19 protein-coding genes are annotated in these 15,291 nt (G+C 61.8%); 2 read left to right on the forward strand and 17 right to left on the reverse strand.

Annotated elements, in window-relative coordinates:
- Positions 1–4: 4 nt before the first annotated feature.
- The 15 genes from rpmC to IRL76_RS07850 form a co-directional block, all read right to left on the reverse strand.
- A complete protein-coding gene (rpmC, locus tag IRL76_RS07780) occupies positions 5–214 on the reverse strand; it encodes a 50S ribosomal protein L29 (RefSeq protein ID WP_200984232.1) in 210 nt (69 codons plus the stop codon).
- Positions 214–648, reverse strand: coding sequence for a 50S ribosomal protein L16 (gene rplP / locus IRL76_RS07785; RefSeq protein WP_200980818.1), 435 nt, complete (start codon positions 646–648; stop codon positions 214–216). The genes rpmC and rplP overlap by 1 nt, the downstream gene beginning before the upstream one ends.
- A gap of 21 nt (positions 649–669) precedes the next feature.
- Entirely contained in the window at positions 670–1,365 is a 696-nt protein-coding gene (gene rpsC / locus IRL76_RS07790) for a 30S ribosomal protein S3 (protein WP_200980819.1), read from the reverse strand.
- Position 1,366: 1 nt separating this feature from the next.
- Positions 1,367–1,744, reverse strand: a complete 378-nt coding sequence (gene rplV / locus IRL76_RS07795; protein WP_200980820.1) for a 50S ribosomal protein L22 — start codon at positions 1,742–1,744, stop codon at positions 1,367–1,369.
- Positions 1,744–2,019, reverse strand: coding sequence for a 30S ribosomal protein S19 (rpsS, locus tag IRL76_RS07800; RefSeq protein ID WP_200980821.1), 276 nt, complete (start codon positions 2,017–2,019; stop codon positions 1,744–1,746). Before rpsS ends, rplV begins: the two co-directional genes overlap by 1 nt.
- Before the next feature lie 6 nt (positions 2,020–2,025).
- The gene (gene rplB, locus IRL76_RS07805) at positions 2,026–2,862 is read right to left on the reverse strand and encodes a 50S ribosomal protein L2 (RefSeq protein WP_200980822.1); all 837 of its coding nucleotides are present in this window, start codon (positions 2,860–2,862) and stop codon (positions 2,026–2,028) included.
- Between the two features lie 14 nt (positions 2,863–2,876).
- Positions 2,877–3,185 (reverse strand): 50S ribosomal protein L23, encoded by a 309-nt coding sequence (locus tag IRL76_RS07810; RefSeq protein ID WP_200980823.1) that lies wholly within the window; start codon positions 3,183–3,185, stop codon positions 2,877–2,879.
- Positions 3,178–3,801, reverse strand: a complete 624-nt coding sequence (gene rplD / locus IRL76_RS07815) for a 50S ribosomal protein L4 (RefSeq protein WP_200980824.1) — start codon at positions 3,799–3,801, stop codon at positions 3,178–3,180. The genes IRL76_RS07810 and rplD overlap by 8 nt, the downstream gene beginning before the upstream one ends.
- A gap of 3 nt (positions 3,802–3,804) precedes the next feature.
- Complete coding sequence (gene rplC / locus IRL76_RS07820; protein WP_200980825.1) at positions 3,805–4,671, reverse strand: 50S ribosomal protein L3; 867 nt, start codon at positions 4,669–4,671, stop codon at positions 3,805–3,807.
- 251 nt (positions 4,672–4,922) lie between these two features.
- Entirely contained in the window at positions 4,923–5,234 is a 312-nt protein-coding gene (gene rpsJ / locus IRL76_RS07825; protein ID WP_086436159.1) for a 30S ribosomal protein S10, read from the reverse strand.
- Positions 5,235–5,551: 317 nt separating this feature from the next.
- Positions 5,552–6,742: an elongation factor Tu gene (tuf, locus tag IRL76_RS07830; protein WP_200980826.1), complete on the reverse strand. Its 1,191-nt coding sequence runs from the start codon at positions 6,740–6,742 to the stop codon at positions 5,552–5,554.
- A 92-nt stretch (positions 6,743–6,834) separates the two neighbouring features.
- Complete coding sequence (gene fusA / locus IRL76_RS07835; RefSeq protein ID WP_200980827.1) at positions 6,835–8,967, reverse strand: elongation factor G; 2,133 nt, start codon at positions 8,965–8,967, stop codon at positions 6,835–6,837.
- 116 nt (positions 8,968–9,083) lie between these two features.
- Complete coding sequence (rpsG, locus tag IRL76_RS07840; RefSeq protein WP_200980828.1) at positions 9,084–9,554, reverse strand: 30S ribosomal protein S7; 471 nt, start codon at positions 9,552–9,554, stop codon at positions 9,084–9,086.
- 25 nt (positions 9,555–9,579) lie between these two features.
- Entirely contained in the window at positions 9,580–9,951 is a 372-nt protein-coding gene (gene rpsL, locus IRL76_RS07845; protein ID WP_006831873.1) for a 30S ribosomal protein S12, read from the reverse strand.
- Between the two features lie 342 nt (positions 9,952–10,293).
- Complete coding sequence (locus tag IRL76_RS07850) at positions 10,294–12,063, reverse strand: DUF234 domain-containing protein (RefSeq protein WP_200980829.1); 1,770 nt, start codon at positions 12,061–12,063, stop codon at positions 10,294–10,296.
- A gap of 416 nt (positions 12,064–12,479) precedes the next feature.
- Between IRL76_RS07850 and IRL76_RS14545 the strand changes: the two genes are divergently transcribed.
- Entirely contained in the window at positions 12,480–12,992 is a 513-nt protein-coding gene (locus IRL76_RS14545) for a hypothetical protein (RefSeq protein WP_246449601.1), read from the forward strand.
- A gap of 82 nt (positions 12,993–13,074) precedes the next feature.
- Here IRL76_RS14545 and IRL76_RS07860 read toward each other — a convergent pair whose 3' ends face one another.
- Complete coding sequence (locus IRL76_RS07860; RefSeq protein WP_200980830.1) at positions 13,075–13,737, reverse strand: hypothetical protein; 663 nt, start codon at positions 13,735–13,737, stop codon at positions 13,075–13,077.
- A gap of 103 nt (positions 13,738–13,840) precedes the next feature.
- Here IRL76_RS07860 and IRL76_RS07865 point away from each other — a divergent pair, with 103 nt between their 5' ends.
- Positions 13,841–14,473: a GNAT family N-acetyltransferase gene (locus IRL76_RS07865; protein WP_246449603.1), complete on the forward strand. Its 633-nt coding sequence runs from the start codon at positions 13,841–13,843 to the stop codon at positions 14,471–14,473.
- Here the strand turns inward: IRL76_RS07865 and IRL76_RS07870 are convergent.
- Positions 14,460–15,248 (reverse strand): LysR family transcriptional regulator, encoded by a 789-nt coding sequence (locus IRL76_RS07870; protein ID WP_200980831.1) that lies wholly within the window; start codon positions 15,246–15,248, stop codon positions 14,460–14,462. The two genes, IRL76_RS07865 and IRL76_RS07870, sit on opposite strands and share 14 nt — an antisense overlap.
- Positions 15,249–15,291: the final 43 nt, after the last annotated feature.

Below are 15,291 nucleotides of genomic sequence, written 5' to 3' on the forward strand. Positions count from 1 at the left end.
CTCCTTAAGCCTTGGCTGCGGCGCTGGCGGCGCGCTCGGTCTGCAGCGTCTTGATCTTGGCGATCGAACGACGCACTTCGCGAATGCGGGCCGGAGCCTCGAGCTGGTTCGTGGCCGCCTGGAAGCGGAGGTTGAACTGCTCGCGCTTGAGCGTGGTCAGTTCCTCGGCCAGCTGGTCGTCCGACTTCTGGCGCAGGTCTTCAATCTTGGCCATCATTCGCCTCCCAGGTGCGAGGTGTCGCCCAGGCGGGCAACGACCTTGGTCTTGATCGGCAGCTTCATCGCTGCGCGCTCGAACGCTTCAGCGGCCAGCGGGCCGGCAACGCCGTCGAGTTCGAACAGGATGCGGCCCGGCTTCACGCGAGCTGCCCAATATTCGATCGAGCCCTTGCCCTTACCCTGACGGACTTCGGCAGGCTTCTTCGACACCGGCACGTCGGGGAACACGCGGATCCACAGGCGTCCCTGACGCTTGATGTGGCGAGTGATCGCACGACGAGCGGCCTCGATCTGGCGCGCGGTGATCCGCTCGGGCTCCATCGCCTTCAGGCCGTACGACCCGAAGTTGAGCGTGGTGCCGCCCTTGGCGTTGCCATGGATCTTGCCCTTGAACGCCTTGCGGTACTTGGTTTTCTTCGGTTGCAGCATGGTTCTTTCCTAATCCTGCAATCAGCGAGCCGGGCGGACGCCGGAAGTCTGAGCTTCCATCATCAGGCGGTCCTGTGCGGTCGGATCGTGGGCGAGGATCTCGCCCTTGAAGATCCAGCACTTGATGCCGATGATGCCATAAGCGGTCAGAGCTTCGGCTTCAGCGTAGTCGACGTTGGCACGCAGCGTGTGCAGCGGAACGCGACCTTCGCGATACCATTCCACACGGGCGATTTCCGCACCGCCGAGACGGCCGCCGCAAGTGATCTTGATGCCTTCCGCACCGAGGCGGAGAGCCGACTGCACGGCGCGCTTCATGGCGCGACGGAAGGCGACGCGGCGGACCAGCTGGTCGGCGATGCCCTGGGCGACGAGCTTGGCATCGATCTCCGGCTTGCGGATCTCGACGATGTTCAGCTTCACTTCGCTGTCGGTCATCTTCGACAGCTGCGAACGCAGCTTCTCGATGTCCGCGCCCTTCTTGCCGATGATGACACCGGGGCGGGCAGCGTAGATCGACACGCGGCACAGCTTGGCCGGACGCTCGATCACCACCTTCGAAATCGCCGCCTGGGTCAGGTTCTCGACGATGAACTTGCGGATCTCGATGTCTTCCTTGAGCAGCTTGGCATAGTCGCGCCCTTCGGCGTACCAGCGGCTGTCCCAGGTGCGGTTGATCTGCAGGCGCAGACCGATCGGATTGCTCTTATGGCCCATCTTACGCCTCTTCCTGCTCGCGAACCACGATACGCAGCCGGCTGAACGGCTTGAGGATGCGCGTGGACTTGCCACGGCCGCGCGTGTGGAAGCGCTTCATGGTGATCGACTTGCCGACCGACGCTTCCGCAACGACGAGTGCATCGACGTCGAGGTTGTGGTTGTTTTCCGCATTGGCGATCGCCGAAGCGAGAACCTTGCTGGCGTCACGCGCCATCGCCCGCTTCGAGAAGGCGAGGATGTTCATGGCCTCTTCGGCCTTCTTGCCACGGATCAGGGCGGCGACGAGGTTGAGCTTCTGCGCCGAACCACGGATCGTGGTACCGACGGCCAGCGCCTCGTTATCCGCAACGCGGCGGGGTGCTTTCTGCTTGCTCATCAGCGCTTACCCTTCTTGTCGGCAGCGTGACCCGGGAAAGTGCGCGTAGGAGCGAACTCGCCGAGCTTGTGACCGACCATTTCTTCCGAAACGGACACGGGGATGAACTTGTGGCCGTTGTAGACGTTGAACGTGAGCCCAACGAACTGCGGCAGGATCGTCGAACGACGCGACCAGGTCTTGATCGGTGCACGACCACCATTGTCCTGTGCGTCCTCCGCCTTCTTGAGAAGGCTGAGCTCGACGAACGGACCTTTCCAGACGGAACGAGCCATGTCGGATTACCTCTTCTTCTTGGCGTGGCGCGAACGGATGATCATCTTGTCCGTCTGCTTGTTGTTGCGGGTACGGGCGCCCTTGGTCGGCTTGCCCCACGGGGTAACCGGGTGACGGCCACCGCTGGTGCGGCCTTCACCACCACCGTGCGGGTGGTCGACCGGGTTCTTGGCGACACCGCGGGTAAGCGGCTTCTTGCCCATCCAGCGACGACGACCGGCCTTGCCCATGTTCTGGTTCTGGTTGTCGGGGTTCGACACGGCGCCAACGGTGCCCATGCAGTCGGCGCGCAGGTAACGCTGCTCGCCGCTGTTGAGACGCACGATGACCATGCCGCGGTCACGACCGACCAGCTGGACGTAGGAACCGGCGGCGCGGGCGATCTGGCCGCCCTTGCCCGGCTTCATCTCCACGTTGTGGCAGATGGTGCCGACCGGCATCTGGCCGAGCAGCATGGCGTTGCCGGGCTTGGTGTCGGCCTTTTCGGCTGCGATCACCTTGTCACCGACGGCCAGGCGCTGCGGCGCCAGGATGTAGGCCAGTTCGCCGTCCTCGTACTTCACCAGGGCGATGAAGGCGGTGCGGTTCGGATCGTATTCGAGCCGTTCGACGGTGCCTTCGACGTCCCACTTGCGACGCTTGAAGTCGACGTAGCGGTACTTCTGCTTGTGGCCGCCAGCCATGCCGCGCGAGGTGACATGACCCTTGTTGTTGCGACCACCGGTCTTGCGCTTGCCTTCGACGAGCGACTTGACCGGCTTGCCCTTGTAGAGGCCCGACTTGTCGACGAGGATCAGGCCGCGACGGCCCGGGCTCGTGGGTTTGTAGTTCTTGAGTGCCATTTCTCTCTAGCCCCTCAGATACCGCTGGTGACGTCGATGGAATCGCCGTCCTTCAGGGTTACGATGGCCTTCTTCATGTCCGTGCGCTTGTAGGTCTTGCCCTTCCAGCGCTTGGTCTTGCCCTTGGCCACGATCGTGTTCACGCCGGTCACGCCGACACCGAAGATCGCCTCGATGGCTTCCTTGATCTGCGGCTTGGTGGCGTCGTTGGCGACCTTGAAGACAACCGCGTTGTTCTCCGAAGCCAGCGTAGCCTTCTCGGTGATGTGCGGCGCAAGGATCACGTCATAGTGACGCGCGTCGATTTCCTGCTTCTTAGCCATTGAAACGGGCCTCCAGCTTCTCGACCGCGTCCTTGGTGAGGACGAGCGTGTCATGCTTCAGGATGTCGTAGACGTTGGCACCCACTGCCGGCAGCACGTTGACGCCGGGGATGTTGCGGGCAGCCTTGGCGAAACCGTCGTTGACGCTCTCACCGTCGATCACCAGCACCTTGCCGCTCCAGCCGTTCTTGCCGAAGGTGGCGACCAGCGCCTTGGTCTTGGCGTCCTTGAGCTCGAGGCTATCGACGACGACGAGGCCGTCCTTCGCCTTGCTCGACAGGGCCATCTTGAGACCCAGGGCGCGGACCTTCTTGTTCAGCGACTGGTTGAAGTCGCGCTTGCGGGCACCGTGGGCCTTGCCGCCGCCGATGAAGATCGGCGCAGCGCGGTCACCGTGGCGAGCCGTGCCGCCGCCCTTCTGGCGACCCCACTTCTTGCCGGTGCGGGCCACGTCCGAACGCTCGCGCGTCGGGCGGGCGGTTCCGCGGCGGTTTTCGAGCTGCCACGTAACGACGCGATGCAGGATGTCGGCGCGCGGCTCGACGCCGAAAACGGCATCGTTCAGCTCGACGTCGCCAGCAGCCTTGCCGTCGATTTTCTGGACCTTCACCTTCACGGATCAGCCCTCCTTGTTTTCGTCCGAGCCGGTGTCGGCTGCGGGCGTATCGGTGGTGGTTTCGGTGTCCGCACCAGCTTCCTGCGACTGCAGCAGGGCTTCCTGCTGCTCGGCGGAAATTTCGGTGCCGACTTCATGCTCGGCTGCGCTCTCGACCATGCCGGCAGCAGCTTCTTCCGAAGCGAACTCGTCCTGGTTGCGATACATCACACCCGGGAACGGCAGGTCGGCGTGGTCGATCTTGACCGCGTCCTTGACCAGCAGCCAGCCGTTCTTCGCACCCGGGACCGAGCCCTTGACGAAAAGGAGGCCGCGATCGGCGTCGGTGCGGACGATCTCGAGGTTCTGCTGGGTGCGCTGACGGTCGCCCATGTGGCCGGCCATCTTCTTGCCCTTGAACACGCGACCCGGATCCTGGCGGTTACCCGTCGAACCGTGTGCACGGTGGCTGATCGAGACACCATGGGTGGCGCGCATACCGCCGAAGCCCCAACGCTTCATGGCGCCGGCGAAGCCCTTGCCCTGCGTGTGACCGGTAATGTCGACCTTCTGGCCAGCAACGAAGTGCTCGGCCGAAATGCGCGCACCAACCGGAAGCAGAGCCTCTTCGGTCTCGACGCGGAATTCGGCGACCTTCATCTTCAGCGAAACGCCAGCCTTCGCGAAAGCTTCGCGCTGCGGCTTGTTGACGTTCTTCTGCTTGGCTTCGCCCGAGCCGACCTGGACCGCGAAATAGCCATCGCGATCTTCGGTACGGTGAGCGGTAACCTGGCAATTCTCCAACGCGAGAACGGTGACCGGCACGTGCCGACCGTCCTCCTGGAAGAGGCGGGTCATCCCGACTTTCTTTGCGATAACGCCTGTGCGCATCGTCAAACTCCTAAACAGAGGCACGTGGGGCCCATCCCCAAGTGCTTGCCAGCCCAATTTGTGATGCGTCGCCCCGTCCGGGCTGATTGCCCCCTCGCCAGTGAAGGCTGCGGGAGCGAGACGGGGGACGCAGACCCGGATCAGATCCGGCGGTATCCCGATGTCTTGCCAGTCCTACGGACTAGCGGGGCAATCGAGGGCCCCTGAACTTCCGGCCGGTTTAAGGTCCTGCCGGGGACCGGATCAGCGGCTTAGGCCAGCTTGATCTCGACGTTCACGCCAGCTGCGAGGTCGAGCTTCATAAGCGCGTCGACGGTCTGGGCGTTCGGCTGCACGATGTCGAGCAGACGCTTGAAGGTGCGCACCTCGAACTGCTCGCGCGACTTCTTGTCGATGTGCGGGCCGCGGTTCACGGTGAACTTCTCGATACGCGTCGGCATGGGAATGGGGCCACGAATAAGGGCGCCGGTGCGACGTGCGGTTTCGGCGATTTCGCCAGTTGCCTGGTCGAGAACGCGGTGGTCGAACGCCTTGAGGCGAATGCGAATATTCTGAGCTTCCATTACCTATACCGATGCGAAAGAGCCAAACGGGCCGTTTCCAACCCGCAAAAAAAGAAAGGCCCGCCCTGCTTGACCCCGGTTTCCCGGTATGGGCGACCTTCCCTTGAATTCTTGCGACAGGGACGAATCCCCGTCTGTGGGCGCGCATATACGGAGGAGACCCCCATCTGGCAACCCCAAAATCCAACAGCTTTTCGCCGAGTGGAAACGGGTCAGACGAACCGTGCGCGCGGGCCGTCCAATGCCTTCATTAAAAGCGAAGGCCCGCCCCTCTTTCCGAGGAGCGGGCCAACGTTTTTCAATCGCTTGCGCGAAGCTTACTTCGTGATCGAAGCAACAACGCCCGAGCCGACGGTGCGGCCGCCTTCGCGGATTGCGAAGCGCAGACCTTCGTCCATGGCGATCGGAGCGATCAGCTTGACCGAGATGGTCACGTTGTCGCCCGGCATCACCATTTCGGTGCCTTCGGGAAGGATCACTTCGCCGGTCACGTCGGTGGTGCGGAAGTAGAACTGCGGACGGTAGTTCGCAAAGAACGGCGTGTGACGGCCGCCTTCGTCCTTCGACAGGACGTAGACTTCTGCGCTGAACTCGGTGTGCGGGCTAACCGAACCGGGCTTGCAGAGGACCTGGCCACGCTCGACGTCTTCACGGCCGATGCCGCGAATGAGGGCGCCGATGTTGTCGCCAGCTTCACCACGGTCGAGCAGCTTGCGGAACATTTCCACGCCGGTGACGGTGGTCTTCTGGGTGTCCTTGATGCCGACGATTTCGACTTCGTCGCCAACGTTCACGATACCGGTTTCGACACGGCCGGTGACGACGGTGCCGCGGCCCGAGATCGAGAACACGTCTTCGATCGGCATCAGGAACGGCTTGTCGACCGGACGCTCCGGCTGCGGGATGTGCTCGTCAACGGCGTTCATGAGCTCGATGATCGAGTTCTTGCCGATTTCGTCGTCACGACCTTCGAGAGCGGCGAGAGCCGAACCCTTGACGATGGCGATGTTGTCGCCGTCGAAGTCGTAGCTCGAGAGCAGTTCGCGGACTTCCAGTTCGACGAGCTCGAGGATTTCCTCGTCGTCAACCTGGTCGACCTTGTTCATGTACACGACGAGAGCCGGAACGCCGACCTGACGGGCAAGCAGGATGTGCTCACGGGTCTGCGGCATCGGGCCGTCGGCTGCGTTCACGACCAGGATCGCGCCGTCCATCTGGGCGGCACCGGTGATCATGTTCTTGACGTAGTCGGCGTGACCCGGGCAGTCGACGTGCGCGTAGTGACGGGCAGCGGTTTCGTACTCGACGTGTGCAGTCGAGATGGTGATGCCGCGCTCGCGCTCTTCGGGAGCCTTGTCGATGTTTGCGAAATCGACTGCAGCACCGCCGTGCTCTTCAGCCATCACCTTGGTGATCGCCGCGGTCAGCGTGGTCTTGCCATGGTCGACGTGACCGATGGTGCCGATGTTGCAGTGCGGCTTGTTCCGCTGGAATTTTTCCTTCGCCATTTCTCAATTTACCTCTGTCTGAAGAGTTGAATTTCCGTGGTGCGGGCGGTGCCTGACGGAATCAGGCGCCGCCCCTAGACCTTGAAGCTGCCTTAGGCAAGCTTCTCCTTGACTTCGGCCGCAACGTTCGCCGGGACCTCGTCATAGTGGCTGAACTGCATCGTGTACTGCGCACGTCCCTGGGTGAAGGAACGCAGTTCGTTCACGTAGCCGAACATGTTGGCCAGAGGCACATTGGCCTCGACCGCCTGGGCGTTGCCGCGGGTATCGGTACCCTGGATCTGGCCACGACGGCTGTTGAGGTCGCCGATGACGTCGCCGAGGTAATCCTCGGGGGTCACGACCTCGACCTTCATGATCGGTTCGAGCAGCTTGATGCCGGACTTCTCGGCAACTTCGCGCATCGCACCGCGACCGGCGATTTCGAACGCGATCGCGCTCGAGTCGACGTCGTGGTACGCACCGTCATACAGGGTGACGGTGAAGTCGATGATCGGGAAGCCGACGAGGTAGCCGCTCTCGGCCTGCTCGCGGAAACCCTTTTCGATCGCCGGGATGTATTCCTTCGGAATGTTGCCACCCTTGATCTCGTCTTCGAAGACGAAACCCTGGCCGCGCTCACCTGGGGTGACCTTGACCTTGACGCGACCGAACTGGCCCGAACCGCCCGACTGCTTCTTGTGGGTGTAGTCTACGTCGACCGGACGCGCGAGATACTCGCGATAGGCCACCTGCGGTGCACCGACATTGGCTTCGACCTTGAACTCGCGCTTCATGCGATCGACGAGGATGTCGAGGTGAAGCTCGCCCATGCCCTTGATGATCGTCTGACCGCTTTCGTGGTCGGTCGAAACGCGGAAGCTCGGATCCTCGGCGGCCAGGCGGTTGAGAGCAACGCCCATCTTTTCCTGGTCGGCCTTGGTCTTGGGTTCCACCGACAGTTCGATGACCGGCTCGGGGAATTCCATGCGCTCGAGGATGATCGGCTTGGCCGGATCACACAGGGTGTCGCCGGTGGTCGTGTCCTTCATGCCCGCCAGAGCGACGATGTCGCCGGCGAATGCTTCTTCGATGTCCTCGCGGTTGTTCGAGTGCATCAGCAGCATGCGGCCGATCTTTTCCTTCTTGTCCTTTACCGAGTTCAGGACCGAGCCCTTGGAGAGCTTGCCCGAATAGATGCGGGTGAAGGTCAGCGAGCCGACGAACGGGTCGTTCATGATCTTGAACGCCAGGGCAGCGAAAGGCTCGTCGTCGCTCGACGGACGGGTTTCTTCCTTGTCGCTGTCGGGCAGGACGCCCTTGATCGCGGGAACGTCGAGCGGGCTCGGCATGTAGTCGACGACGGCGTCGAGCAGGGGCTGAACGCCCTTGTTCTTGAACGCCGAGCCGCACAGCACGGGCACGAACGCACGGTCCATGGTACCCTTGCGGATCAGCTTCTTCAGCGTCGCTGCATCAGGTTCGTTGCCTTCGAGATAAGCTTCCATGACGTCGTCATCGAGCTCGACGGCGGTTTCGACCAGCTGCTCGCGGTATTCGGCAGCCTTGTCGGCAAGGTCTTCCGGAATGTCGACGAACTCGTACTTCGCGCCGAGGTCTTCGGCCTGCCAGACGATGCCGCGCATGTTGACGAGGTCGACGACGCCCTTGAGGTTGCTCTCCGAACCGATCGGGAGATAGAGCACCAGCGGCTTGGCGCCGAGGCGGTCGATGATCGACTGGACGCAGTAGTAGAAGTCGGCGCCGGTGCGGTCGAGCTTGTTGATGAAACACATCCGCGGAACGCCGTACTTGTCGGCCTGGCGCCAGACGGTTTCGGACTGCGGTTCGACGCCGGCGACGCCGTCAAAGACCGCGACCGCACCGTCGAGCACGCGCAGCGAGCGTTCGACTTCGATGGTGAAGTCGACGTGCCCGGGGGTGTCGATGATGTTGATCCGGTGCTTCGGCTGGTTGGCGCGAAGGTCTTCCGGGTTCGAACGCGGATCCATGGTCGGATCCTCGGCGGTCCAGAAGGTGGTCGTCGCGGCCGACGTAATGGTGATGCCGCGTTCCTGCTCCTGCTCCATCCAGTCCATGGTGGCGGCGCCGTCGTGGACTTCGCCGATCTTGTAGGACTTGCCGGTGTAGTAGAGGATACGCTCGGTCGTGGTGGTCTTGCCGGCATCGATGTGGGCCATGATGCCGATATTGCGGTAACGCTCCAGCGGATACTCGCGGGCCATGTGGAATTCCTCGGGTTCGGGGGTGAGCTAACTCGCGCCCCATGTAGGGATTAATGTGACCGCTTGAAGACCCGGGAGAGAGCAGCGCCCTCCCCCGGCCTCCAAAACGGAACGCCTTACCAGCGGTAGTGCGAGAAGGCGCGGTTCGCGTCCGCCATGCGGTGCGTGTCTTCGCGCTTCTTGACGGCGTTGCCGCGGTTGTTGGCAGCGTCCATCAGCTCGCCCGAAAGGCGTGCGGCCATGGTGGTTTCCGGACGACCGCGCGCTGCGGTGATCAGCCAGCGGATGGCCAGCGCCTGGGCACGCTCGGGGCGAACCTCGACCGGCACCTGGTAGGTCGCACCACCGACGCGGCGGCTGCGCACTTCGACCTGCGGCTTGATGTTGTCGAGAGCAGCATGGAACAGCTCGACCGGGTTCGCCTTGGCCTTGGCTTCGACGGTGTCGAGCGCGGTGTAGACGATACCTTCGGCGACGGCCTTCTTGCCGTCATACATGAGGTTGTTCATGAACTTCGAAAGGACCTGATCACCGAACTTCGGGTCAGGCAGGATTTCCCGCTTCTCGGGACGACGACGACGTGACATCTTCTATATCTCCTGAGATGCGTTCTTACTTCGGACGCTTCGCGCCGTACTTCGAACGGCTCTGCTTGCGGTCCTTGACACCCTGCGTGTCGAGCACGCCGCGAAGGACGTGGTAACGCACGCCGGGAAGGTCGCGCACACGGCCACCGCGGATCAGCACGACGCTGTGTTCCTGCAGGTTGTGGCCTTCGCCGGGGATGTAGGAGATGACTTCGCGCTGGTTGGTCAGGCGAACCTTGGCCACCTTGCGCAGAGCCGAGTTCGGCTTCTTCGGGGTCGTCGTATAGACGCGGGTGCAAACGCCGCGCTTCTGCGGGTTCTGCTCCATCGCAGGGACCTTGCTCTTGGCCTTCTGCGGAACGCGGCCCTTGCGGACCAGCTGGTTGATCGTCGGCATGATTACTCACTTCACCGGTTGGTGGTGACACTGATGCCGAAGGGTGAGGAGTGCGAGGGTTCGCGTTAACGCCGCACAGGCGCAGCACGGCGCCGTAAGCGGTACATTCGCGCGAGCCTGAAACGCTCCACCCATCGGCCACGGCCACCGGGTTACTTTGACGGCTGCCCCGAGCGTTCCGTGAGGTTCGCTTCAATAGAAAAGAGCCTCGTCGCATCAGCGACAGGCCCCCGGGTCATGACCGGCAATGTTCAGCTCTATCTGACCGGAGTGGGAGACGCGCAGGGCGATTCCCTCACCGGATGGGCGCGCACATAGTGCGGGAGGGGGAATGGGTCAAGGCTACCAAACATTGCCCGCAATCTGTTCTGAAGACAACGCGGCAGCGTCAGTAAGGTACTTAGCCAGATTCTGTTCCAAATATTCATTGCTCGTAAAGCCCAAGCCTACCTCTCCAATTTCGACTCCAGCAAATCGATGGACCTCGCCCTGCACATCGCAATCAATTCCTGGTCTAGGCAGCCAGAGTGGGGAGGTGAATATCTCGTGGAGCTTGTGCAAAGTAATTTCCTGACCCAGCGCTTCCTTAAAAACTGCCGCAGGTACTACCGGTATATGTTGTTGATCGGTCAGGTCACCACCGAACCCCTCTGTGATGACAAGCGCCCTACAAAAATAATCATCCGCATGAAGATTCATTCTAGCAGTAAACGATGCAAGATTCTTCCGGACAAACTCTAGTTTTCGATCCGCTTGCCCGACTTTTTGAATCATACTTTTGCGTCGATCATTGACTTCTCGCGGATCACCTGGGGGGATGGACCATTTACACTCACAGAGCAAAATTTGCTTGTTGAGGTGGTCTACCAGTACAACATCAATTTCTTCCTTTCGCCGACCTACCTTTAAGGTAATATTCCCGAAACTATCGAACCGGTTCGGAACTGAATCGGTGATCTTTTCAATCATGGGAAGCTCAAAAAGATGACTTTGTCGATCAAAATTCGACGACGCGATCCTGGCGTGTAAAGTCAATGAATTTCTCGGCCAGTTTGAAGATATCGTGTGTAACGGAGCCACTAGCAGCTCTTCACCGGCCAGAGGCAAAAAAGGCTGCAATGCAAGGTCAGGTGTCTTGGCGAGTGTGCCGTAAGTCAGCATCTCGATTGCTCTTGAAGTTTGATCACTAGGAATTCCGGCTACTGCCGAAATTCTCTTGGCAAAGTCGCCTCTCTTCAAGATTAAGCAGGCTTGGTCCAATCCCCCTCCCTGCAACCCGTGCTTAAGTGCACCATGGTAAACGCACACCATGTGCATATGACAAAGCGCGCTCAAGCCCGCAAAGAACCTTCTTGAGAAATCGTAATCTCCCCACGGGAACACCCACTCTTGTGGGACAATCTGTGGATCATATAGGTGCATATCGAAAAGATCCCTTATCCTTTGCAAAACAAACGGATAAGAAATTTTGCCATTTCGCAGTTTTACGCTCTTCACGGCCGCCTTGAACGCTGCACCTTGTTCTAAGCGACTACCGTCAGGAAAAGTAAATTTGTCTCCCAAAAATGATGATGCGAGTATTGGAATGGGCGTAAAGGGATCAAGATCTTGCACCACTAGCGCCTCTAAGAGCCGATACTGCATAGACCTTAAGCTAGGTCGCGTAAAAAGCTTGAGTCCTCCTCTAACTCCCCAAGCATCTGCATCGCGACCATAGATGCCACTGAAGACACCTTGAGCCCTCATATAGAACTTTGCAATTCGCCAAATGAAGTCGCCTATATACGTGTAACGATTGTCATTTTTTCTATTAAAGTATTTTGTTTCCCAATGACCGATTGGCTTTTCTTTATCAATTTTAAGAAGCGCAATTCGTATTAGATATTTTATCTCGTCGAGGCGGTGAATTACAGCCGCACGTTGCTCGATATCTGCTTCCGTGGTCCAAAGTTGCGCGCTGCTTGCGAACACAATTCGCAACATGTCTTCACAGGCAGTGACAAGCATCCATCGGGAGTCAGCTAATGATCCGCCTGGAAGGCTCTCCGCCTCCAACAACGCATCAATCTGTTCTTCTATACGAGCAACATCGTTGCCGGTAAGTTCCTGCATAGAATCGCGTTCGCGCCTAAGTCATGAAAAGGCAATGAATTAATTGAATGGCATGCTCACTTATTGACGATGGTACGACAGTACCGTTTCCCTACTTCGCAGCTTTTTCGTTGCCGTCCCTCAGACGCCGGGCGCGACGCGTCGGCGCTCCTTGGGTAGGCCTTTGGCCATCTCCCTTTCGCTCCGATTCCGCTCGCTTATGCGGCGGCGGCCGGTCGGCCTTGCGGCGCGCTGGTCGCGCGCCGGATTTCGCCAGATAGAAAGCATTTTCCTACTTCGCAGTTTTTAGTTTTCGTCCCTCAAACGCCGGGCGCCGCACATCCGTGCAGCTTGGCTTCGACCTAACCGGTCGGCGCGCGGTCGCGCTTGCCTCGCGTGCGGCTCGGTCATCTCGCCAGATTGAGAGGGAGAATTTTGTGTCAGACCACCCCACCCCCACCCGTGCCACACCCCGCCAGGCCACCTCCGCCGTCGCCTATACCGCCGAGCCGCCTGACGAGGACGATCCGCTCCTCGGTTTCGCGCCCTATCTCCACGCCGCTCCCCGGCGCAATTCGATCACGCCCGATGTGCAACGGCGCTTCGTCGCGGAGCTGGCTGCGACGGGCATCGTCAAGCAGGCGGCGCTTGCGGTCGGCAAGTCGCTCGAGGCGCTCTACAAGCTGCGTGCGCGGCCCGGGGCGGAAGGGTTTGCCGCCGCCTGGGACGCGGCGCTCGTCTACGGGGTCAAGCGGCTGGAGGATTGCGCGATGGAGCGGGCGATCAACGGCGGGCTGTACAATTTGCGCGCCAATTCGCAGCTGTGCTTCGTCCTCGCCTATCGCGGGCGCTACCGCATCGACGCGCGCGATATCGTGCCGGGGCAATCGACCTACGAGCGCATTCGCGAGGAAGTGCTGGCCGAATACCACGCGCAGCAGCGAAGCTAGTCGCCAGCGCGAGCGCCTGCTCTACGCGCTCGAAAGCTGGAGCCTCGAAGACCTCATCGCGAAGATCGCCTGGTAGGCGGGCCTAGAACTTCTGCACCAGCGCGGTGGCGAGGAGGACGAGGAAGGTCGCCTCGGCAAAGGTCAGCAGCGCGTTGCGAAAGCCGCTCCACAGGCCCACGCCCAGGCTTTTTGCGAACCAGCGGGTCTGCAGCACCATGTACCAGATGAAGGCCACGAACATCACGCCGAGCGCGGTCAGCAGCGCCTCCACCGTCTTCCCCTGCGCCGAATAGGCCGCCACCGGCGCCGCGCCCGCCACCGCCGCCCACGGCGCGGCGACATAGCACTGGGCATAGAACGGCGGCAGCATTGTCTTGCGGTCGAGCGCGATGCCCTGCTTCCTCAGCAGTCGCACCGTCAGCACCAGCGGATAGACGCTGTAGATGAACATGCGGAAGGCGAGGAGGTTCTGGTCGTCCGCCAGCAGCCCCTTCTGGTCGGAGTTGAGCCCGGTCGACACCTCCAGCGCGTGCGAGATGCCCAGCGTGATGGCGAGGAAGATCGGCGGGCTGAGGCGGTCGGAATAGCGGTCCTCGTCCGCGTCATCGAGTTCCTCGTCGGCATAGGCCATCATCTCGCCCGGGCGGGTGATCACCTTCCACATGGTGAGCGGGTAGAACACCAGCCACACCATGACCTCGTAGAGCGCCTGTTCGAGGCTCTTCAGGATCTTCATGAAGTCCATCTGCGCCACCCTCCCCCTTGCTGGCCTTCGCGGGTTATCGCCTCGCCCGATGGCAAATTGCAAGCTAGGGTGGGTTCGCGGGTCGCGCTGCGCAGGAGGTGATATGGCCGGAAACGAGCTGCGCTGGCGCGGTGCCTGCGGCGAGGCGTCGATCACGACGCGGCTGGAGGACGGGCGGCCGGTGTGCCTGCGCACGGTCGAGCTGGCGGACGAGCAGCGCCTGCGCGAAGGGATCGCGCGGCTCTCGCCCCGCTCGCGCTATTTGCGCTTCTTCTCCGGCGCCAGGACCCCGCCCGACTGGGTGATCGAGCGCCTCCTCGACGCCGACGGCGTGCTCCACCTCGCCTGGGGCGCGATCGACCTTTCCGACCCCGCGCAGCCCGCGATGGGCGTGGTCCACGCCATGCGCCCCGACCCGGAGGCACAGGTGGCCGAGTTCTCGATCGGCGTGGTCGACGACTACCACGGCCTCGGCGTCGGACGGCTGCTGACGGCGACGCTGCTGCTCGATGCGGAGGACGACGGGATGGACCACCTTGCCGCGCACGTGCTCTACGAGAACCGCGCGGCGATCGAGTTCATCAAGCGGCTGGGTGCGGAAGTGGTCGCCAGCGACGGGCCGACGCTCGAATACCGGCTGGAGATCGCGCAGGCGCTCGACCTGCTACGGGCCGAGACCGACCCGCCCGGCCTCGCCGACGTATTCGCGCATTTCGAGGGGGTCAGGAGCCGGTAAGGAAGCCGACCAGCGCCTTGACCTTCTTCGTCCGCCATTGCGGCGTGGGAGCGACGAGCCAGTAGGCGCGCGTTCCGGTGGTCGGGCCTTCGAGCACTTCGAGCTTGCCCGCCTCGACCGCGTCCTTGGCCAGCAGTTCGGGCAGGATCGCCTTGCCCAGCCCTGCCATCGCGGAGGACAGTGCCTGTCCGGCGTTCGACACGGTGATGTGTGCCGGCGTGTCCTGCTGCAGCGGCAGGCCCCAGTCGATCCACTTGTCGGGCGAACCCGGCGCGGCCACGGTCACGCGGCGCGCGGCATCGAGCTCGACGCCCTGCAGATCGCCCGGTCCGTCGACGAGGCGGATCGCGCAATCGAGGTTCGCCTCGGTGAAATCGGCGTTCTCGTCCGCCACGAAGGTGAACTTGATCTCGGGATTGGCCTTGCCGAATTCAGCCAGCCGCGGCGCGAGCCACTGCGCGTAGAATTCGCGCGGGCAGGCAATGGTATAGCTGTCGGAAGCCTGCCCCGCCTGCATGGCGGACACGCTCTCCTCGAACTTGAGGAAACCTTCGCGCAGCGCATCGAGCCCGGCGGCGCCTTCCTGCGTCAGTTCCAGCCCCTTGCTTGTGCGGCGGAACAGCACCGTGCCGAGGTGATCCTCGAGCGCGCGGATCTGCTGGCCCACGGCGGCCGGCGTCACAGCCAGCTCGTCCGCCGCACGGGTGAACGAGAGGTGCCGCGCGGCGGCATCGTATACGCGCAGGGCGTTCAGAGGCAGGTGCGTACGCTTCATCGGAAGCGCGAGTTAGGCGATGCTGCGTTGCGGCACAAGATGC

The organism is Qipengyuania soli (genome assembly GCF_015529805.1).
GTDB lineage: Bacteria > Pseudomonadota > Alphaproteobacteria > Sphingomonadales > Sphingomonadaceae > Qipengyuania > Qipengyuania soli.

Coding starts and splice junctions, on each gene's coding strand:
- rpmC (WP_200984232.1), bottom strand. CDS start 214: ATGGCCAAGATTGAAGACCTGCGCCAGAAGTCGGACGACCAGCTGGCC.
- rplP (WP_200980818.1), bottom strand. CDS start 648: ATGCTGCAACCGAAGAAAACCAAGTACCGCAAGGCGTTCAAGGGCAAG.
- rpsC (WP_200980819.1), bottom strand. CDS start 1,365: ATGGGCCATAAGAGCAATCCGATCGGTCTGCGCCTGCAGATCAACCGC.
- rplV (WP_200980820.1), bottom strand. CDS start 1,744: ATGAGCAAGCAGAAAGCACCCCGCCGCGTTGCGGATAACGAGGCGCTG.
- rpsS (WP_200980821.1), bottom strand. CDS start 2,019: ATGGCTCGTTCCGTCTGGAAAGGTCCGTTCGTCGAGCTCAGCCTTCTC.
- rplB (WP_200980822.1), bottom strand. CDS start 2,862: ATGGCACTCAAGAACTACAAACCCACGAGCCCGGGCCGTCGCGGCCTG.
- IRL76_RS07810 (WP_200980823.1), bottom strand. CDS start 3,185: ATGGCTAAGAAGCAGGAAATCGACGCGCGTCACTATGACGTGATCCTT.
- rplC (WP_200980825.1), bottom strand. CDS start 4,671: ATGCGCACAGGCGTTATCGCAAAGAAAGTCGGGATGACCCGCCTCTTC.
- rpsJ (WP_086436159.1), bottom strand. CDS start 5,234: ATGGAAGCTCAGAATATTCGCATTCGCCTCAAGGCGTTCGACCACCGC.
- tuf (WP_200980826.1), bottom strand. CDS start 6,742: ATGGCGAAGGAAAAATTCCAGCGGAACAAGCCGCACTGCAACATCGGC.
- fusA (WP_200980827.1), bottom strand. CDS start 8,967: ATGGCCCGCGAGTATCCGCTGGAGCGTTACCGCAATATCGGCATCATG.
- rpsG (WP_200980828.1), bottom strand. CDS start 9,554: ATGTCACGTCGTCGTCGTCCCGAGAAGCGGGAAATCCTGCCTGACCCG.
- rpsL (WP_006831873.1), bottom strand. CDS start 9,951: ATGCCGACGATCAACCAGCTGGTCCGCAAGGGCCGCGTTCCGCAGAAG.
- IRL76_RS07850 (WP_200980829.1), bottom strand. CDS start 12,063: ATGCAGGAACTTACCGGCAACGATGTTGCTCGTATAGAAGAACAGATT.
- IRL76_RS07860 (WP_200980830.1), bottom strand. CDS start 13,737: ATGGACTTCATGAAGATCCTGAAGAGCCTCGAACAGGCGCTCTACGAG.
- IRL76_RS07865 (WP_246449603.1), top strand. CDS start 13,841: ATGGCCGGAAACGAGCTGCGCTGGCGCGGTGCCTGCGGCGAGGCGTCG.
- IRL76_RS07870 (WP_200980831.1), bottom strand. CDS start 15,248: ATGAAGCGTACGCACCTGCCTCTGAACGCCCTGCGCGTATACGATGCC.